Below are 19,176 nucleotides of genomic sequence, written 5' to 3'. Positions count from 1 at the left end.
GCCTTTGTCATTTCTTTAAGAGTGAATCCTTTAACCAGTTCCTATAGTATGCCATCTGTTCTTCTGTGTGAAAAAAGTGTTCTCCGCCTTCCATTACCTTTAAGCTGCAAGCGAATTTATCTCTAAAAGATGAAATAGTTGCATAGTCACACAGCTCGTCTTTTGACCCGTAAAGAACTGAAGTGGGGGAATTCCATAAAGATATGGGATTTTCTTTTACGTAGCAGTAGTAGTCCCAATAAAGTGTTTCCCCGATCGGGGTAGATATGGTTTGTTCCTGTTGCAGCCTTTCTTCTGTTACGCCAAACCAAGTCATTAGTTTCGTGATTATGGACTCCATGTCCACAACAGGAGAAAGGAACAAGGTTTGTTCTACTGCATTATCCTTATATGCAAGGAGGCTGAAGTAAGCCCCCATGCTGCATGCAAATAAACTGATATTATCTGAAATTGATTTTGAGTAATCCATGATGATTCCCAAATCCTGAACGCAGTTTTGTACCTTGCAGAGCCTTGCTTCTTCCTGTCGATCTCCATGCTGGGGCAGATCAAAGCTTAAGACCTGATAGCCTGACTCAGTCGCTTCCTCCGCGAGGACGATAATTGAATTGTCAGCCTTGCTTGCTTTGTTGCCATGTATTGCAATAAGCAGATTTTCGGACTCTCCCCCCCAGATGATTGCAGGGATGTTCGCGATGCTGATGTGCTTGGTTTTCATATTCAGATTTTCCGGAAAATTGTACAGGGGCATACAGCTTAAAAATGTTTACTAATAGCGGGTAAATAATTCGCGTAAGCATTGCTTTGATTCTTATTCACATGTTTGTCAATGCCCTGAGCTTTCTGGCGAGGCTAATTAAAACATATGGGGCAGGCGGATTTTTCTTTAATGGATACTTTTCGCAAGCAGCGCAATGATTCAGCTTCATCGATATTCTCGTTGGTTATCACTGTAACCGGGCTTTCCATTTGTTTCGAAACTTTCTTACCGTTGAGAAGTTCAATAGCTGAGCGCACTCCGAAGAAGCCAAGAGCATAAGGTCTCTGGGTGATAAGGGCTTCAATCTGTTTATTACGCACCCCTTCTAGCAGCTTTTGATTGTAATCAAAGGCAATAAAAGGAATGTGGGGTCCGTTACGTTCCTTAATAATGTGCAGGACTCCATCTGATGTGGCTTCGTTAGTTGTGAATATTCCTGCAATGCATGGTGTGTTTTTTAAAATTTCTTCTGTGGATAACCTTGTTTCCCGTTCGCTGCCGTCACGCATATGTATTGTGATGATTGTTCTTCCCGGTGACAGGGCCTGCATTCTGTCGACGAATCCTTTTTCCCGTAGGGCGCATGAACCATTGTCCGGAGAGTGTCCGATCACCAGAACCGGTCCGGGACGTTTTAGTTTGGCGACCATCAGTTCCGCTCCCATTGCCCCTGCTTTGTAATTATCTGTAGCTATGAAGCAATCTATGGAATCAGTGGTAACCGGGGAGTCAATGATGACGATTTTGATACCTGCTTTTGCCGCTTTTTCTATATATGGATTCAGGGTCTTGCGGTCCATGGGAGCCAGCACAATTGCATCAACTTTTTGGTCGATATAATATTCGAGAAGATGCCGTTGAGCGCTGGGTTTGTTTTCCACTCTTGGTCCGCGCCAGATCAGTGTGACGTCCGAATCTTCAACCGCCGCATGGGCTCCCATGCAGACGATCCGCCAAAAATTAAAGATAGTTGCTTTCGGGATGGTAACAATTGTTTTTTGGGCGTAGCTTGCACAGGGAAAGCACAGTATGTATGCTGCTAATAATGTGCAGGGTATAAGCCTGCACAAAAGCTTATGTTTTTCTGATAGAGAGAAGAATATTGAAGCTGCCATTATAACGTGAATTGTTTTTGGTGAAAGAGCTAATAATAAAAGCCTATATTCATTTTTATTTTCCTGCAATCAGTTTGATAATGTTAATATCTTGTTTAGCTTTGGACGTTGGAGGTCAGATGCGTAATGTTAAATATTGTGTTCTATTAGTTGTTTTGAGTATTTTGTTTTCATTTTCTGTTGCCTTCAGCGGGCAGGACAGCCTTCCGGATGAGTTTTGCTATCTGGATAATATTCTCTCTGGTGCTGTTTACGATGTACGTTATTTCGGTAGCGACAATTTTGTAGGTAAACGTATTGATGGCTACAAGGCCGACCGGGTTATTCTCACGCGTGATGCAGCCGCAGCATTGGCAGGGGCGCAGAAGGACCTCGCTCCTTTTGGATTAGGGTTGAAGATTTTCGATGGATATCGTCCGCAGGATGCAGTGCTTCATTTTGTGCGCTGGGCAGAGGATTTGAACGATACCCGTATGAAGCAGAAATATTATCCCGGCGTGCAGAAGAAGAACCTTTTCCGTGATGGATATATTGCCGAAAAATCGAGCCACTCGCGCGGTTCGACTGTGGATTTGACCATAATTGATCTCAAAACCGGTCAGGAACTTGATATGGGAACAGGCTTTGATTTTTTTGGTCCTGACTCGTGGCCGGATAACAAAGATATGAGTGTGCAGGTGCGTTCAAACCGTGCGTTGCTGAGGGAGATAATGGTGCGCAACGGGTTTAAGCCTTTGAAGGAAGAATGGTGGCATTTCACTCTTGAATTTGAACCTTTTCCAGAAAACTATTTTAATTTTCCCATCAAATAAAATTCATCTGTACAATTCATATTAAAAAAGCGCAGTCAAATTTGACTGCGCTTTTTTTGTAGTTGATTGACTATGCGCAATATGGCTATATCTTAATGGTAACAATAATTAATATGAGGTTAGAGTATGAACAAGCTACTCCCATATATTTGTTCCGTTGTTTTATTTTTGGCCGGCCATGCATTTGCAGCTGAAAGCAAAGGGGAAATCAAGATGCAGAAAGCTACTAACAGTTATGAGATTGCAACTATTGCCGGAGGATGTTTCTGGTGCGTTGAGTCTGATCTTGAAAAAGTTGACGGAGTTATTGAGGTTGTTTCCGGTTATGCCGGAGGTCATGTGGATAATCCAACTTATGAGCAGGTGAGTTCCGGCAACTCGGGGCATCTTGAGGTTGTGCAGGTTCGCTTTGATCCCGGTAAAGTCAGCTATGAAGAGATCTTGCGGATTTTTATGAAGCATCATGATCCTACTGATCCGGGAGGCTCTTTCAACGATCGTGGTGAGCAGTACACTTCGGCAATTTTTTATCATACTGATGAGCAGAAGAAGATTGCGGCAGAAGTTCTACTGGATATCGACGGTTCAGGTGTATTTGAACGCCCTCTCGCAACCACACTGCGGCCATTTGAAAAGTTCTATCGTGCTGAGGAGTATCATCAGGATTACTATAAGAAGAATCCGGTCCGTTACAATTGGTACAGGTTTTTATCAGGTAGGGATTCGTTCATAGAGCAGCATTGGAAGCAGGAAGAGGGAACGCAACCGGTGCAGGACGCGGATGAATACAAGCGTCCTGATGATGCTGAGTTACGCGAAATTCTGACTCCGCTGCAATTCAAGGTGGCTCGTGAGGATGGAACTGAGCCGGCTTTCAACAATGAGTACTGGGACAATCATCGGGATGGAATATATGTAGATATCGTCTCCGGTGAACCGCTTTTTAGCTCTCGTGACAAGTTTGATTCCGGTACCGGGTGGCCCAGCTTTACCCGGCCCATTGAAGGGCAGGGTGTTGTGGAAAAGGAAGATCGTTCTTTTTTTATGACCCGCATAGAGGTCCGGTCTCGCAAGGCGGATTCTCATCTGGGACATGTCTTTGATGATGGGCCACAGCCTACGGGACTGCGCTATTGTATTAATTCCGCGTCCTTGCGTTTCATCCCGCTTGATGAGTTGGAAAATGAAGGCTATGGAGAGTTCCGGAAGTTATTTAAGTAAGAAGAGGTCGGCCCGGAGCAACTATGTTCCGGGCCGCTTGCATTATCGGCGCAGTGTGGTGTAGTCGTTTAAAAAAACTTCCGCATTGGACACAATTACATGACCCTGCTTTCCATCATCATACCCAACTATAATTACGGACGTTTTGCCGATCGTTTTTTCGGTTCTCTGGCAGCGCAAACCATGTCACTAAGTGATGTGGAAATAATTTTTGTTGATGACTGCAGCAGCGATGATTCCCTTGAACAGGCCGAAAAATGGGCAGGTATCCTTGAGTGCCGGGATTTTAAAATTCTGACTCCGCCGAGGTTCGGAAGACCCGGGCCTGTACGTAACCACGGTCTTGAACAGGCTGAAGGAAAGTATCTGCTCTGCTTTGATCCTGATGATGAAATGAGACCGGAATTTTTGGAAGCGTGCATCGGCCTGCTTGAATCCTCCCCGAAGATTTCGGTCGTTTATTCAGATTACCATGAAGTTGCGCCCGGAAAATCTTTCATCCGTCTTCTGTCTGATTTCAACCCCAGTCATTTACGGGATCAGAATACGGTGGCAACAGCTGCCGTTTACCGCCGTGAATTATGGGATGCCGGGGTACGTTACCGCGACAACACCTCCTATGAAGATTGGGATTACTGGGTGCAATGCTTGATGGCTGGGGGGAAATTTCAGCATATTGCGCAGCCTCTTTACATCCACCATGTCCATGAATCCAATTTTTCACTTCAGGCTGAAAAAGAGGATGGCTCAGCCAAAGCTCATATTGTTATGAATAATCCCGGTTTTTTTCATAAGGCAGTGGTTGGCTGGGCCAATGACCATTTGCGTGGACGAGCCCATGCTCCTTCTTTTCAGCGAGGCTACATTCCAACTCCCGAAGATCTGCAGAAACTTTCCGATATGATCAGAAACGGCGAGATATCAAGTTAACTTACGGAGAATTTTATGCAGATTATCCTGACCGGTATTCTGGCTGCATTTTTTTTCAGTTCTACTTTTGTGCTTAACAGGGCCATGAGTCTGGATGGCGGGCATTGGGTCTGGTCGGCAAGCCTGCGCTATTTCTGGATGTTGGCATTGCTCTCCATTGGGCTTGGCTTTTTCAGCCGCGAATTGCTGGTCCGTTCCTTCAAACTTTACCTGAGTCATTGGAAATTCTGGACAATTGCAGGCGGGGTCGGCTTCGGTATATTTTATGCCCTGATAACTTTCAGTGCCTCATACTCGCCCGGCTGGGTGGTCGCAGCCACATGGCAGACTACCATCCTCGCTACCCCGTTGGTTCTACTTGGATTCGGCAAGAAGGTGCCTTTGCGAGCCTTATTACTGACCTTGATAATTTTTGCCGGGGTGCTGCTGGTCAATCTTGAAAGCGTGGAGGATAGTTCGTGGAATGCGGTTCTGCTGGGAGCAATCCCGGTTTTTGTTGCTGCTTTTGCCTATCCATTCGGAAATCAATTGGTCTGGGAGGCGCGCAACGGGGGGAGCGGCAGAATTCCGGCATTGGATGATCCGGCCATGGATGATCCCTTTTGCCGCGTACTGTTGCTGACTCTCGGTTCCATGCCGCTGTGGGCCGGATTGATTTTATTCACTCAGCCCACGCTTCCTCAAACAGGGCAGGTCATAAATACCGCGCTTGTGGCGATATTTTCCGGCATTGCCGCGACCAGCCTCTTTCTCTATGCCCGGCATAAAGCCCGGAACGCAGCAGAACTGGCCGCAGCAGATTGCACACAGTCAATGGAAGTGCTTTTCTCATTGGCCGGAGAGGTCGTACTGCTGAATGGGACACTGCCCGGAGTACTGGGCTGGTCCGGTATCGGCCTGACCATGCTCGGCTTGATGTTATATCTCCGGGTGCAAAATGTGCGTTAGCCGATCAATTCTTCGGCGCTGACCATCTGTGCGTAGAACATGCCCAGCGAAGCCATGAATCCGGCATGAACCTCCGAAGAGTTAACTTTTACACCGTTAAATTCCAGGCTGGCCCCGCAACACGCGTCATGTATAACTGTGCATTTGTAGCCCATATCAGCAGCTGCACGAGTGGTTGCGTCAACACACATGTTGCTCATCATTCCGACGATTATCAATTCCTCCACGCCCAATTTTTTCAACTCTGCATCAAGGTTGGTTCCCCGGAAACTATTCGGATAATTTTTATGGATGACAGTTTCGTTTACCAGCGGTTTAACACAGTTATGAATCTTTACACCTTCAGTTTCAGGCAGAAAGAAAAATGATCCTTCCCGCACTGAAATGTGTTGGATGTGGATTACAGGCTGTGCTGTTTTTCTGAAATATTCAAGAACCTGCGCAGCCTTGGTTCCGGCATGCTCGCTGTTGTCCAGCGGGAACTTACCGTTGGGAAAATAGTCGTTCTGAATATCGATGATGACCAGTGCTTTTTTACTCATTTGATTCTCCTTGTAGAAATCTTGCGTTCAAGTCGAGTACATGCTGACATAATCATGGTAAAAATTAAGTGTCAGTATTGACAACAATCATGCTTAAAACGACAATAGTGCATTATGAATGTAGCAGTTCTTGCCTATAAAAATTGTCTGGTCAGTGCGGTGTCCGGTGTGCTGGAAATTTTTAGCATCGCCAATAGCATCTCACAGGATTCCAATGGAGATAGGTTCAGCGGCCTGTCGATCCTGAGTCCTGATGGTGAGGACGTGTCCGGATTTGTCGGGATTCCTTTGCAGGTCGCTGGGAGTCTTTTGGATACGCGACCGGACATTCTGATAATGCCTCCGGTGTTCGGGGAAGTTGAATTGCTGCTGGAAAACGAACGGCTCATTAAGCGTATTGCTGAATTGGGAGAACAAGGGACAATACTGGCTTCAGTTTGTGCCGGATCTTTCCTGATTGCACAGGCAGGACTGCTGGATGGTAAGCCATCCACAACACATTGGAAATTGGCATCTGATTTCTCTGCCCGTTTTAAAGACGTAGATCTGCAGCCCCGGCGTATGCTCATTGACGGTGGCGGTTATATCTGTGCCGGAGGGGCTATGGCTTGGCAGGATCTTGCTTTGCACGTTGTGGCCCGCTTTATGGGGCGGGACATCTCATCCGCCTGTGCCAAGACGCTGGTGATGGATTCTACCCGTGATGTGCAGACCCCGTATTTCATGTTCGAGAGCAAGTCGTTGGATGAAGGTTTTGCGGATAAGGATATTCTGCGTGTGCAGACGTGGATGCAGGAAAACTACAGCCGTTCGGTAAGTATAAAAATACTGGCTGAACAGTCCGGACTTGGTGAACGCACTTTCCTGCGCCGATTCAAGCAAGTTACGGGAATGACTCCCAATCATTATCTGCAGCAATTTCGTATTGAGTCAGCCCGCCACCTGTTGGAGGTCAGCGTTAAGGGAGTGGATGAGATCACCGCTCTGGTCGGGTATGATAACCCATCATCCTTCAGGCGTCTTTTCAAGCGAATGACGGGCTTAAGTCCCCGTGAATATCGTAGTCGTTTCAGCAGGGTAGAGTAAATTGGCGTCTTCCCCTAAAAGGAATCAATCAACAGTCTTTAAGGTGAAAAAAACGTTATGGAGTAAGTCTTATTTTGTAGCGGGTTCACGATTTCTGCGGGGAGTATCAAATTTCTTTTTCATGTACGGCTTGCCTGCTGTTGAACTGCCCAATTCTTCGCGTTCCATATCCAGTTCGCGCTTCTTGGAATAGAGGAAGCGGACCAGATCGTACTCAAAGGGAGAACCTGTCTGGTAGTAACGGAAGGGTATATTAGCGCGTAGGTCAAGACCACGGATAGTGGATTCACCTATACCAATGGCGGTGCGTCCTTCCTCAACCCCGGCAAGATCATAGACCCAGTTCATTTCGTACCATAGCAGGGCAAAGTCACCCAGAGACCCGCCTGTGTCTCGTACACTTGAGGGTCCAACTATTGGCAGAACCACATACGGTCCCGGGGGAACACCCCAGACACCTAATGTATCTGCGAACCCTGTTTCCTTTCTTTTCAAATCCCACATAGTGGCTACGTCAAATATTCCAAGCAGGCCCACGGATGAATTGATTACAAAGCGGGAAAAGGCTCGAGCAGTTTTACCTCCATTGAATTGCAGGATGCCGTTGGTGAAGGATTTTACCTCGTTCAGGTTGTTGACCGCATTGGTTACACCTTTGCGTACCGGAGCAGGGATTATTGTGGTGTAAACATCCACCGCCGGAATATAAATGGCACGGTCGAAACGTGCGTTGAAGGAATATATCTGGCGGTTCATGGAATCCCATGGGTCGTATACTTCAAGGAAGTCTAAATCAGCATCCTTGCCTTTTGGCTGTCCTGCCCGCGGTGCATGTGAAACAGGAGCTATAAAGCCTTGAGGTTTGAGGTTAAGCGAAGGGTCCTTTTTGATGATTGTGGCGCAACCTTGCAGCAGAATGCAAAGCAGGATGAAGCTGAATAATTTATTTATCATTTGATCAGCTCCTGCGCTTTCAGGGCATAAGGCTTAAACATCATGTTTCCGCAATGCCCGCCACGTGGAAAGAAGATGGCCCGATTTCCGAAGGTCTTTCGCAGGAAGTCCACATCAGCACTGTCCAGAATTATATCGTCTTCATTGCCGAGCACGAAAATTTTATCTGATGTGCTCAGGTAATCCTTGATGCTTGCAAGGTCGCAATTTCTGACCAGTTCTCCCTTGGTTGTGCCAGGAGTCAGGAATTGCAGGTAGGGAAGCAGGTATTCATCAACGTAATCTTCAAAAGTGATTGCCGCTGAAATTCTGGTGTAGGGCATGAGATTATCGCCTACACCGAGGTGTTTGTTGACCGGGACGATATATCCTGCATTGAGGCAGACATCGGAACTGAATATCATGCTTGCTGAGGACATTCTGAAGGCTGCGGCGATTATGGCCCGCATATCCATGTCCGAAAAGTTTATATGCTGTGAAAGGGCGTAAAGGAAGTTGTCATCAAGGTCGACAACATCGGATTGAACATAGATTTCAGAGAAAGCTTCGATAAGTTCGTCAATGACCTGCCGGGGTGTCTTGTTGCCGAGGTTTTCCGGGCTTAACCATGAATCGAAGCGCAGGGCTGAAGTGTAAAGGCTTACCGGAGGGTTGAGCATCAGCACCCGGCGGAAAAGGAAATCTCTGCGTTCTTCGTCCAGCTTGGCAAGGAAGGCCGAGTGCATGGCCCCAAGGCTGTATCCGGTAATGCTGTAACTCCTGATTTTGTATACACCTTCAAGGTCGGCCTTGATCCATTTCATGGCCCGGTAAAGGTCATCTACATCATGTGGTACGTATCCCGGCGCTCCGTATTTGGAAAAGCTGACCACGAAATTCATATGGGTCGGTGATGAAAGTCCTACAACATGGAATCCAGCTTCATAGAACAACTGGGTAAGGAAACGCATTTTGGTGGAGTCATGCTCCGATCCTGTTCCGGCGATGATGAAAAGCAGTGGAGCTTCTTCTTCCTGCATGGCCGTTGTGTAATAAAATTTTTCATTATACCAGAAAATATCCGGAATCCTGCGTCCATCAATGACTATTTCGCATTCTTCGGGTTTAGTTGGTTCCTTCAGCTTATACATTAATTCCGGCGGGGTGCCGAATATGGTGGCTTTGTATGGATCAGCGATGGGGAATTGTAATGTGTCTGCGGACAGGGGACTGATCTTGCACAGCAAAGAAAGCGTTAATGCAAAAAATAATAATAAAATATGTTTTCCCGGACCCATAAATACTTTTTTCATGCTTTGTTTGTAGCAATAGTCGATGGTATTGTAAATTCATCGTTGACAAATAACTGTTTAGTATCTAAACACTGAAATTGTGAAAGACGTTAAAGAAATAATACCGCATATGCGCGAGCTCGGCAGGGTGCTGGTTAAGTACAATATGGTAGAGCGTAAGGCGTTTGATTTCGGAGTTGGAGTAAAATTTTATCCTTCTGAAATACATACACTTTCCGCAGTTGATGCTCTTGGCAGGTGCGGGATTACGGATCTTGCCCGTGAATCAGGAGTGACCAAGGGAGCCACATCGCAACTGGTCACCAAGCTGGTTAAAAAGGGCCTTATGCTCAAAGAATCCGATCCCGATAATGGTTCCAAAGTCATATTGAGACTGACTGAGCTTGGAAAAAAGGCCAGTGACAACCATTACAAATATCATTTGGACCATGACAGTGAATTCATAGATTACCTGCGGTCCATGTCTGAAGAGGAACTTGAAATGTTTGACGATATCTGTAGCAAGATGAACGATTGGATGGATAGCTACTTAAAGTAAAAAATTTTAACCAAAGTGTTTAGTTGCTAAACCTTTTTTGGAGGATGTCATGAACTATCCTAAGCCCGAACAGGATTTTTCTTCGGTGCACAGCCTTATCATCCGTAGCGTCTCTTCTCAGGTTGTGATGGAAGCTGTGAATTTTAAACTTTTCGACACTCTTGAATTGAAGCCTGCCAGCCTGAAAGAATTGGCAGAGTATTTTGAATTTGATGAACTGAAGCTTGGTTCCCTGATGGATCTGCTTGAGTCGTATGATCTGGTCCAAAACAATGATGGGCATTATTCAAACACATATTTGGCAACGGAATATCTGGTCAGTACTTCACCTTTGTATCAGGGATTGGCTATGGGACTGACCATGGATTTTTGTACTGAAGTAATTCGGGATATGGGTGAGTTGCTGAAAGGAAAGAAGAGTCAGCGTGATGATAGCGATAAAAAATGGGCCGCCACGGATGCCATGGAAGGGACTGCGCAGGAATGCCTTAGCAGCGGGCTGCACACAACGGTCGATGCTGTCAGTCAGTTACCCGGATTTGATGATTTCCGTCTTATGGGCGATCTAGGCGGGAACCACGGAAATTATACCATGTCTGTGCTTGAGCGAAATCCGAAGCTGAACGGAGTTATTCTCGACCTGCCGCATGTGGCCCCTTTGGCGGAGCAGCGTTGCCGGGATAATGGTTTCGGAGAGCGGGTGCGCGGCATTGCTGTTGATATGCGTGAAGAAGAACTGCCCTTGTTGGATTTTGACCTTATATTTGCCTCGCATGTACTTTATGCCTGCCGCGGCAACCTGAAGCCCGTACTGGAAAAGGTTGCCAAGTCCTTGCGTTCCGGTGGCTGGTTTTGCGCCAATCATTACGCCAAGACCGGAAGTCCCATGTCTACGCAGACGATTGCCTCACTTGAAGTGATAACAACTTTCGCGGGTTATTTTTCACACTTTATTGAACCGGATATTCTGGAGCAGGAATTGAAAGAATGCGGATTTGGAAATTTCCGCAGAACCTGGAGTGATTCCAGTAAGGGCATCATGCTGGTTTCGGCTCAGAAATTATAAAGAAAAGAGGCCCGCTCTCCATTGAAGAGCGGGCCTCTTTTTTAATCTTCCATATCGACCAGCATGCGTGGTTCGGGCAGGTATTCAATGAGCCATTTGGTCCATTGTTCCGGCTTGATCAATTCCATAATCTTCTGGGCGATTTCATGGCCTTCAAAGGGCTCTTTGTAATCATCCAGAACAACAGCACCTTTGAAAGTAGGGCAGAAGTCGCCTTTATTGTATGTCTCGATAGTAAAATCGAACATATCAATTAGAAAACCGTCCAGATTTCCTTTGGCAACCCAGTCGAAAATTATTTCATAGCCCGGTTTGGCATGGCGCGAAAAACCATAGACCTCGGCGACTTTTTCTATCCCCTTGTCCTCATCGCCCATGTGGAAATTTTCAGAGGTAACTTCTACATGCGGTTCAAGGGCGATCATTTCCAGTGCGAGATCCTGAAATTGTTTTAAGGTAAGGACTTTATTCATTTGTGGACCTTTTTATAAATTCCGCTGCATCAAGCAGGTCATCGGCAATATAATCAGCTTTGCCTACGCATTTGGGCTCTTCTTTTAATCCTTTTCCTGTGCGAACAAGAATGGATTTGGCGTTGCGGGCCATGCCCAGCTCCACATCGCAAATTTTATCGCCGATGACAAAACATTCCTCGGGGTTCATACCGAAATCTGCAATGGCCTGATCAAACATTCCTGGTGCTGGCTTGCGACAATCACATTCCTGATCCGGTGCATGGGGGCAGAAGTATACGGCATTGATTTTTATGCCGTGCACTGCCAGCAGTTTTGCCATACGGTCATTTACTGCTTTCATGTCAGATTCTGCGTAATATCCCCGTCCTATTCCGGATTGGTTGGTTACAACAATCAAGCCGAATCCTGCATCCTGCATGGCTTTCAAGCCTTCTGATGCATTGAAGCATAATTCCACCTCATCAGGATCACAAAGATAATGCTTGTCTTCAATAATGGTTCCGTCTCGGTCCAGCAAAATATATTTCATAGTAGTTCCATTAAAAAAGGAGGACTGAATAACAGTCCTCCTTTTTTGTTTATTTTCATGACGCCCAGCCGCGCTGGTAGCAACAGCTTATTACAAGTTTTTGAAGCGTCCAGGGAAACTTTTTACAAAAAGTTTCTTTGGTCCCCGAAGGACCGCCGGAGGCGTTCCTAACCCATTTTTTTCTGGGCGAATTTGAGCATCTTCTCTGCTTCGGCAAAGTTGGGGTTGATGGAAAGTGCTTTTTGAGCAGCTTTGGCCATGCGGTCCCACTTTTTCCAGTCGTAGTAGAGGCGACCTGTGTTGAAGTAGAGATACTCATCTTTATTATTGATTTTAAGAGCTCTGAGGTAATATTTTTCAGCCGCTTCAAAATCTTTCATTTTGCGCAGTACGATTCCGATGCGGTTATACAGGAATATTGCATTAGGATCGTTTTTAAGTGCATCTTCCAGATATTCAAGTGCCTCGTTGTAAAGGCCGGACTTGATGAACTTATCTGCAATCTCAGCACGGAGCTCGGTGTCGTCCTTGAATTCCTTTATCAGATCATTAAAAAGCTTCTGTGCTTCAGAAACTTTGTTTTCTTCAATGAGGGCCTGACCTCTCTCCAGCTGCTCTCTTTTGCGCTTTTCCATTGCAGCTAAGAGCTGCTGGGCGCCGGCACTTACATTTTTCTGCAGCTCTTGCAGAATCTCCCTTAGAGTCTCAAGCAGAGCTTTCTCTTCTCCGGGAGCGTAATTGATAATCAGCGGATAATCTTCCCTGAGCTTTTTATCGCTGTTGAGGATGTGCACAGTGCTGTCGAGCAGCTCCTGAAATTCCTCACGCTCAGACTTCATCAGGCCGCCTTTGAGCATGATCAGTACTGCATCATAAGCAGACTGAACTGCAGCCATGGCTTTCTGCTGTTTGAGCAGGGAAGGTATGGTTGCCAGTTTTTTTCTGGCATTGGTCAGTTCACCGGACATATTTGTCTCCGACGTAGTATTTAGCGCAGTTTATTTACCGGTGGCATCTTTTACCAGATTACGGAATCTGGCGAAGAAGTAGCAGCTGTCATGCGGACCGGGAGCTGCTTCCGGGTGGAACTGGATGGCAATGATCGGCTTGGTTTTGTGAGCAAAGCCTTCCAGAGTTTCGTCGTTAAGGTTCTTGTGTGTGATTTTAAGATCGGAACAGTCGGAAATGTCAACGCAAAACCCGTGGTTTTGGGAAGAAATTTCAATTTTTTTGCTTTCCATGTCCATAACAGGGTGGTTACAGCCATGGTGACCGAACTTCAATTTGAAAGCCTTACCTCCGAGAGCCTGTCCAAGAATCTGGTGTCCGAGGCAAATACCCGCTACAGGCAGGTCTTCACAATAGGCTTTGGCATTCTTGACCGCCTGATCTAGAACTGCCGGGTCACCGGGGCCGTTGGAAAGGAAAATGGCATCAGGCTCAAGTGCCCTGACCTGTTCTTCATTGTAATGGGAAGGAACGGAAAGGACTTCGAAACCCTGTTCGTCCAGAAGACGCAGGATGTTCCATTTCACACCGTAGTCAACAAGTACGAGGCGGGGGCCTTTGTCACTCCATTTGTAGCCGGAGGAAACATCAACCGGGACGGGCTTGCCGTCCTGCCATGCGTAACAGGACTCGGAAGTTACTGTGTCAGCAAGGTTCTGGCCTTCCATGGTGGGCAGCTGCTTTGCTTTTGCGACCAGTTTCTCAGGATCAAGTTCTTCAGTAGAAATAATGCCGCGCATGGCGCCGTTGAGACGCAGATGGCGGGTAAGGGCACGGGTGTCGATGCCTTCAATGCCCATAACACCTGCTTCTTTGAGGTATTCAGGCAGGGACATGACAGAGCGCCAGTTGGAAGGGTGCTTGCAGCATTCTTTGACGATAAAGGCGGCAACATGAACTTTTGCGGATTCGATATCTTCTTTGGTGATGCCGTAGTTGCCGATAAGCGGATAGGTCATGCAGACCATCTGTCCGGTGTAGGAGGGGTCGGTGAGGACTTCCTGATATCCGGTCATGCCGGTATTGAAGATGGCTTCGCCGCCGGATTCTCCGGGGCCGGTAAAAGAAGTTCCTTCGAAGTAGGTGCCGTCTTCAAGTGCCAGTATGGCTTTCATATTTTCTCCCTCTCAAGAATCTTAATGGCTGTATCCAAGTCTTCTGGACGGTCCACTCCGTGGCAGGAGTGTTCAGTAATGGTGACATGGATGGGTATTCCGTTTTCCAGCAGTCGGAGCTGTTCCAGCCGCTCTCTTTTTTCAAGAGGCGAAACATCCGTGCCGGCAAAGGTTTCAAGGGCTTCCATGCGGAAACCGTAAAGGCCGATATGTAGAAGGTAATCCCCGTCACCCTGATGGGAAAATGGAATGGGTGAGCGGGAAAAGTATAACGCCCGGCCATCTTTTGCAAGCGCTACTTTTACCCGGTCCGGACTTTGTGCTTCCTCCGCACCGATGGGTGAGGCCAGTGTAGTTACCCTGACTCCATCCTTGGCAAAAGGTGAAACCAGCTCAGAAATCATGGCCGGTTCAAGGCAGGGTTCATCACCCTGAATATTGACCACAACAGAATCTGCGGGAAGATCCAGTTTGCGGGCCGCTTCCAGAACGCGGTCGGTGCCGCTGGTGTGGTCGGATCTGGTCATAACAGCCGGAACGCCTACTTTCTCGGCAGCTTCCATGATGATTTCACTGTCAGTGGCAAGGACAACTTTGTCCATCTCCGGGCACTTTGAGGCACGGTTCCAGACATGCCAGAACATGGGCTTTCCGCAGATATCCGCAAGGGGCTTACCGGGAAATCGGCTCGAATCATAGCGGGCCGGGATGATGCCGTAGCATCCGTAAACTATACTCATTTAATTAGATATTCCTTTTAATAGCTTCGCAGGCGGCAGCGGTTCCGCCGCGCATGTCTGCGAGGTATTTTTCAAAATCTTTTTTGACCTTTTCAGGCTTGAAAGCCCGTTTGCTGATGTCGAGAAGTGACTGCAGCACTCCTTCCCAATCCTGCTCCTGACGGGCCAGTTTTGCTTCGAAAATTTCTTCACCGATCCAGGTGAAGTTTGACCAGTAAGGTCCTATTACCGGGGTTACACCGTGGGTGAGCGGTTCAAGGAAATTCTGTCCGCCTACCGGGGCCAGTGAACCGCCGATGAAAGCTGCGCGTGCAAGGGAGAAAGCGGATTGCATCTCGCCGAAAACATCCCAGAGAACAATATGTCCGAAAGGTACGGTCGTGTCGATTTCAGAGCGGAGAACCCAAGGCAGACCTGCATTTTCAAGCATATTTTTCCATGCATCAATGCGGTGCATATGGCGCGGAAAGAGCCCTATTACAGTCTTGGGGCGTTCTTTTTTAAAGCCTTCGGCAAGCTTGAGTACCTGAGACTCCTCTTCCTTGCGTACCGACCCGAGAATGATGAACGGGGTCTTGGGGCGGAAGATGGAAGAAAGCGGGTTGGCAGTGTACGGAATGGCCGTAGCCGTTCCTGTGCTGTCGAACTTGACGTTGGGCATGGTCGAGACTTTTTCGATCTCAAACAGAGTCTTGAAGCGAGTGGCATCGTCCTCGGAAATGGCGAGGATTTCTTCAGGAGCCACAGACCGGAAAAAATCAGGCAGAGCCATGTATCCGGCAAGGCTTTTGGTGGTCATGCGGCCGTTGATGATGATCACCTTTACGCCAAGCTCTTTGCAGGCGGAAAGAAAACCGGGCCAAATTTCAGTTTCAATGAGCACCACCAGTTTCGGGCAGACAGCTTCAAGGGCCTTGCGGGCGATCTCGGGGCTGTCGAATGGAAAGTAGGTTGTAGATGCGGAAACGTTGCGCGGATTGGGAGTCAGGCGGTAAGCGGTTCGTTCAAGCTCGGACAGTCCCTGCTCGGTATTGGTGGTCAGCAGGAATTTTGTAGGGCTGCTCATACAGATGTTTTCCATAATCCGGGAAGCAATCTTGGCTTCTCCGGCTGAAGCGGCCTGAATCCAGACATCCGCACGCGGCGGCAGACTGTGTTTGAGGGTGCGGCGATCAAAGCCCTCTTTCAGTCTGTCGTTCTTTTTGAGAAAGGGGATGGCGGCTTTCCAGCCGAGGCCGTAGAGAAATGATGCAGCTTTGAGTTTGAGCGATACTGACATGTGTTGATCCTGACGTTTCCGTTCCGTTTGAAAAAAAGTTACTTCCGCTTGCGCTGTCCCAGTTCAATGAGCTTTGCGATCAGTTCATTGAATGAATAACCCGCTTCTTTTGCGGCCTGCGGGACAAGACTTGTCGGAGTCATGCCGGGAAGTGTGTTCACTTCCAGCAGGTAGGGTACTCCTTCAGAAATTATAAAATCAGCCCTGCTGTAATCGCTCAGCCCCAGCAGTTTGTGGGCTTTGGCCGTGATCTGCTGAATCTGTTCAGTCAGAACCGGGTCGATGGGGGCGGGGCATATCTCTTCCGCCCCGTCAAGGGCGTATTTGCTATGATAGTCAAAGAATTCAGCGTTCTCCGGAGGATTTATCAGAATCAGAGGCATTGGCTCTCCGTCAAGGATGCCGCAGGTTACCTCAATACCTTTGGTGTACTTTTCAACAAGCGCGCTGTCTCCAAGGTTGAAAACTGTCTCGATTCCTTTTTCCAGTTCTTCAGTTGTGCGGGCAAAGGTCATACCGAGGCTGGAACCGCCGGAGTTCGGTTTGATGAAAACCGGAGGTTCGAGTTCCTGCAAACCCTTACATCCGTCCGCAGCACAGATCAGTTCCCATTTGGGGGTCAGGATACCGTGGTGATCCATGACAGTTTTGGTTGCGGCTTTATTCAGGGTCAGGAAAGAACTTTCAGGTTCAGCCCCCTGATAAGGGCAGTTGACCTGATTGAGCATGGCCTGAATCAGGCCGTCCTCTCCCGGCGAACCGTGGAGGTTGATAAATGCGAAATCAGCATGTTCAGCCAAAAGCAGGATATTCTTGAAGTCTGTTGCCGGATCAACGAATTCTACATCGTGACCAAGTTCGAGAAGAGCCTGTTCAATGCCTTTTGCGCCGCTAAGGGATACTTCCCTTTCCTCAGACCAGCCGCCCGCAATCAAGAGAACATGCATTCAGATCAACTCCGATAAGTTTGCCGAGCCGCTCTTCGAGAATGAGGGCCTGCTCGTATGTTTTGTGAATTCTTTGTTTGATTTTTTCGGTCTTGCCGTAGCGGACCTTCAAATCGTTGAATCTTTTTTCAAGCGTAGTAAATGTGTCATGCATTACGCGTTTATCGGCGTAACTGATGACTAACGGAAGGAAATATTTTTCAGCATCAGGCTCAAAGGGCCAGAAGACATGATGGAGTACGCCCATGGCTATTACCGGGTTTCCGGTCAACTGCATGACCCATGCTGCACCGAGCTGGCTGTGGTTGCCGCCGTGGTGGATGCAGTAACTTTTGGCAATGTCGTGTAAAAGTGCGGAAGCCTGAATAGTCGGGATATCGATGTCCATGCCGGATTGCTGAGCAAGGGTGGAGGTCTGAACCGCGACCTTGGCTACTAGCATGCTGTGTGCTTTGATATTCTCCAACATGCTGTAATCATCCCACCATTCCATACATTGTTCTGCGGAAGGGACAGGTAATAACGGGTCTGTTTTTACCGGCAGCGGGGGAGTCATAGAGGACTCCATTGGCGGGTATCCGGGGGTCGGTTTGTCCGGTGATTTTATCAAGTTGATTTTATTCATAGAAAATCGGTGTAACCATTTATGGGCTGAAACTTCCCTTTGTTACCATTTTGCTTACGAAAAGGCAAAGCCCCGAAAACTGGATTTTCGGGGCTTTGCCTCAGACGCCCTGAGCTGTCTGCAAAATAAATAAAATACTGACCTATCTATTTAATGAAAATCGTTTTGAAATCCCTTTTTTTAATCAGGTACATCTTCCTGAAGCAGCGGGTCGGAAAGAAGTTCCATTATCCTTGCCATGTTGAAATCATGGGCACCGTCAATGGCTCCTTCATGCGCGCTGGCTTCAACTGTCTGTTCCAAAAGCTGGTCAGGGTTTTCTTGCGCTGCATTCAGTCCGGACCTGATACTACTGGAAACAGAATCCAGTTTCTGTTCACGAGTCACTGTGGCAGGAGCTGCCTGACCGGGATGTTCATTTCTGAGAGTGTGATTTGCTGATTTGTTAACAAAACTGATTTCCATTTTAGTTCCTCCTGATTTTATGCAAATCAATTAAGCACGAAGTGTTCCGGTAGTAAAAAGATGTATTATTTTAGTGTATTGATTGTCTCTGTAGGGATAAAAATTCCGCTTTTTCATCTTGGTGATAAAAAGAAATGTAAAGAATTTCCTCTTTTTGCTTAAGAAGGAATTAAGTTTGAAATAGGTATTCTGCTGGATTACATATCGGTGTGGGAGGAATTTAGACATTTTTGTGTGAAATATGCAAACTCGCACAATATTTTTCTTGAATTTTTTTTGCCAAGGTTTTAATTGGCACTTTGGGTGAGTGAGAAATTTTCCACGAAATTGGATTTCGGGAAATTCACTATATCCTGTTGTTAAAGCGCAGGACGCTTTTACGATTAATTTTTAGGAGGTTTTACATGGCAATCGTTGAATTTCAGGGAAAAAGCTTTGACGTAGACGAAGATGGTTTCCTGCTCAAGTTCGAAGACTGGTGCCCCGAGTGGGTTGATTTCTGTAAAGAAAGCGAAGGCATCAAAGATCTGAACGAAGAGCACCAGAAAGTTATCGACTTCTTGCAGGACTACTACAAGAAGAACGGTATCGCACCCATGGTCCGCATCCTTTCCAAGGTTACCGGATTCAAACTCAAGCACATTTATGAGCTGTTCCCCTCCGGTCCCGGTAAGGGAGCTTGTAAAATGGCTGGTCTGCCCAAGCCTACCGGCTGCGTATAGTTTTAT

22 protein-coding genes are annotated in these 19,176 nt (G+C 47.2%); 8 read left to right on the top strand and 14 right to left on the bottom strand.

Translation table 11 applies throughout. The features are described from left to right. Positions 1-7 precede the first annotated feature (7 nt). Together ACKU40_RS10795 and ACKU40_RS10790 are read right to left on the bottom strand one after the other, a co-directional pair. Positions 8-718, bottom strand: coding sequence for an alpha/beta hydrolase (locus ACKU40_RS10795; protein ID WP_320172807.1), 711 nt, complete (start codon positions 716-718; stop codon positions 8-10). 134 nt (positions 719-852) lie between these two features. Next, positions 853-1,701, bottom strand: a complete 849-nt coding sequence (locus ACKU40_RS10790) for a substrate-binding domain-containing protein (protein WP_320172806.1) — start codon at positions 1,699-1,701, stop codon at positions 853-855. Positions 1,702-1,994: 293 nt separating this feature from the next. Between ACKU40_RS10790 and ACKU40_RS10785 the strand changes: the two genes are divergently transcribed. The 4 genes from ACKU40_RS10785 (at position 1,995) to ACKU40_RS10770 (ending at position 5,786) form a co-directional block, all read left to right on the top strand. Further along, positions 1,995-2,687, top strand: a complete 693-nt coding sequence (locus tag ACKU40_RS10785) for a M15 family metallopeptidase (protein WP_320172805.1) — start codon at positions 1,995-1,997, stop codon at positions 2,685-2,687. A 126-nt stretch (positions 2,688-2,813) separates the two neighbouring features. Continuing rightward, positions 2,814-3,908 carry a peptide-methionine (R)-S-oxide reductase MsrB gene (msrB, locus tag ACKU40_RS10780; protein ID WP_407944281.1) on the top strand — a complete coding sequence of 365 codons (1,095 nt, stop codon included), beginning with the start codon at positions 2,814-2,816 and terminating at the stop codon, positions 3,906-3,908. 99 nt (positions 3,909-4,007) lie between these two features. Beyond that, complete coding sequence (locus tag ACKU40_RS10775) at positions 4,008-4,838, top strand: glycosyltransferase family A protein (protein ID WP_320172803.1); 831 nt, start codon at positions 4,008-4,010, stop codon at positions 4,836-4,838. A 15-nt stretch (positions 4,839-4,853) separates the two neighbouring features. Next, the gene (locus ACKU40_RS10770) at positions 4,854-5,786 is read left to right on the top strand and encodes a multidrug resistance efflux transporter family protein (protein ID WP_320172802.1); all 933 of its coding nucleotides are present in this window, start codon (positions 4,854-4,856) and stop codon (positions 5,784-5,786) included. On the opposite strand, the gene ACKU40_RS10765 is transcribed toward ACKU40_RS10770, so the two are convergent. Then, entirely contained in the window at positions 5,783-6,328 is a 546-nt protein-coding gene (locus tag ACKU40_RS10765; protein WP_320172801.1) for a cysteine hydrolase family protein, read from the bottom strand. The genes ACKU40_RS10770 and ACKU40_RS10765 overlap by 4 nt on opposite strands. 114 nt (positions 6,329-6,442) lie before the next feature. Between ACKU40_RS10765 and ACKU40_RS10760 the strand changes: the two genes are divergently transcribed. Beyond that, complete coding sequence (locus ACKU40_RS10760; RefSeq protein WP_320172800.1) at positions 6,443-7,414, top strand: helix-turn-helix domain-containing protein; 972 nt, start codon at positions 6,443-6,445, stop codon at positions 7,412-7,414. Positions 7,415-7,483: 69 nt separating this feature from the next. Here the strand turns inward: ACKU40_RS10760 and ACKU40_RS10755 are convergent, their stop codons facing one another. Both ACKU40_RS10755 and ACKU40_RS10750 read right to left on the bottom strand, forming a co-directional pair. After that, positions 7,484-8,368, bottom strand: coding sequence for a VacJ family lipoprotein (locus ACKU40_RS10755; protein ID WP_320172799.1), 885 nt, complete (start codon positions 8,366-8,368; stop codon positions 7,484-7,486). After that, the gene (locus tag ACKU40_RS10750) at positions 8,365-9,498 is read right to left on the bottom strand and encodes an alpha/beta hydrolase (protein ID WP_320172798.1); all 1,134 of its coding nucleotides are present in this window, start codon (positions 9,496-9,498) and stop codon (positions 8,365-8,367) included. The genes ACKU40_RS10755 and ACKU40_RS10750 overlap by 4 nt, the downstream gene beginning before the upstream one ends. Positions 9,499-9,739: 241 nt before the next feature. On the opposite strand from ACKU40_RS10750, the gene ACKU40_RS10745 reads away from it, so the two are divergent. Together ACKU40_RS10745 and ACKU40_RS10740 are read left to right on the top strand one after the other, a co-directional pair. Then, entirely contained in the window at positions 9,740-10,198 is a 459-nt protein-coding gene (locus tag ACKU40_RS10745) for a MarR family winged helix-turn-helix transcriptional regulator (protein WP_320172797.1), read from the top strand. A gap of 49 nt (positions 10,199-10,247) precedes the next feature. Continuing rightward, entirely contained in the window at positions 10,248-11,264 is a 1,017-nt protein-coding gene (locus ACKU40_RS10740; protein ID WP_320172796.1) for a methyltransferase, read from the top strand. A gap of 41 nt (positions 11,265-11,305) precedes the next feature. On the opposite strand, the gene ACKU40_RS10735 is transcribed toward ACKU40_RS10740, so the two are convergent. From ACKU40_RS10735 to ACKU40_RS10695, 9 genes are all read right to left on the bottom strand, one after another. Next, positions 11,306-11,737: a hypothetical protein gene (locus ACKU40_RS10735; protein ID WP_320172795.1), complete on the bottom strand. Its 432-nt coding sequence runs from the start codon at positions 11,735-11,737 to the stop codon at positions 11,306-11,308. After that, positions 11,730-12,269 carry a D-glycero-beta-D-manno-heptose 1,7-bisphosphate 7-phosphatase gene (gmhB, locus tag ACKU40_RS10730; protein WP_320172794.1) on the bottom strand — a complete coding sequence of 180 codons (540 nt, stop codon included), beginning with the start codon at positions 12,267-12,269 and terminating at the stop codon, positions 11,730-11,732. The genes ACKU40_RS10735 and gmhB overlap by 8 nt, the downstream gene beginning before the upstream one ends. A 167-nt stretch (positions 12,270-12,436) precedes the next feature. Next, entirely contained in the window at positions 12,437-13,237 is an 801-nt protein-coding gene (locus ACKU40_RS10725) for a tetratricopeptide repeat protein (RefSeq protein ID WP_320172793.1), read from the bottom strand. A 30-nt stretch (positions 13,238-13,267) separates the two neighbouring features. Beyond that, positions 13,268-14,392: a glutamine-hydrolyzing carbamoyl-phosphate synthase small subunit gene (carA, locus tag ACKU40_RS10720; RefSeq protein WP_320172792.1), complete on the bottom strand. Its 1,125-nt coding sequence runs from the start codon at positions 14,390-14,392 to the stop codon at positions 13,268-13,270. Continuing rightward, the gene (gene kdsB, locus ACKU40_RS10715) at positions 14,389-15,132 is read right to left on the bottom strand and encodes a 3-deoxy-manno-octulosonate cytidylyltransferase (protein ID WP_320172791.1); all 744 of its coding nucleotides are present in this window, start codon (positions 15,130-15,132) and stop codon (positions 14,389-14,391) included. Before kdsB ends, carA begins: the two co-directional genes overlap by 4 nt. A gap of 4 nt (positions 15,133-15,136) precedes the next feature. Further along, positions 15,137-16,411 (bottom strand): glycosyltransferase N-terminal domain-containing protein, encoded by a 1,275-nt coding sequence (locus tag ACKU40_RS10710; RefSeq protein ID WP_320172790.1) that lies wholly within the window; start codon positions 16,409-16,411, stop codon positions 15,137-15,139. Between the two features lie 38 nt (positions 16,412-16,449). Further along, positions 16,450-17,358, bottom strand: coding sequence for a D-alanine--D-alanine ligase (locus ACKU40_RS10705; protein WP_320172789.1), 909 nt, complete (start codon positions 17,356-17,358; stop codon positions 16,450-16,452). Next, complete coding sequence (locus ACKU40_RS10700; RefSeq protein WP_320172788.1) at positions 17,324-17,914, bottom strand: phosphohydrolase; 591 nt, start codon at positions 17,912-17,914, stop codon at positions 17,324-17,326. The genes ACKU40_RS10705 and ACKU40_RS10700 overlap by 35 nt, the downstream gene beginning before the upstream one ends. A gap of 249 nt (positions 17,915-18,163) precedes the next feature. Then, positions 18,164-18,448: a hypothetical protein gene (locus tag ACKU40_RS10695; protein ID WP_320172787.1), complete on the bottom strand. Its 285-nt coding sequence runs from the start codon at positions 18,446-18,448 to the stop codon at positions 18,164-18,166. A 404-nt stretch (positions 18,449-18,852) separates the two neighbouring features. Here ACKU40_RS10695 and ACKU40_RS10690 point away from each other — a divergent pair, with 404 nt between their 5' ends. Beyond that, positions 18,853-19,170, top strand: a complete 318-nt coding sequence (locus ACKU40_RS10690; protein WP_015850868.1) for a TusE/DsrC/DsvC family sulfur relay protein — start codon at positions 18,853-18,855, stop codon at positions 19,168-19,170. Positions 19,171-19,176 lie beyond the last annotated feature (6 nt).

The sequence above is a fragment of the Maridesulfovibrio sp. genome, assembly GCF_963666665.1.
Taxonomy (GTDB): domain Bacteria; phylum Desulfobacterota; class Desulfovibrionia; order Desulfovibrionales; family Desulfovibrionaceae; genus Maridesulfovibrio.
The sequence above is the reverse complement of the archived record's forward strand: the minus strand, read 5'-3'. Positions and strand labels throughout refer to the sequence as shown.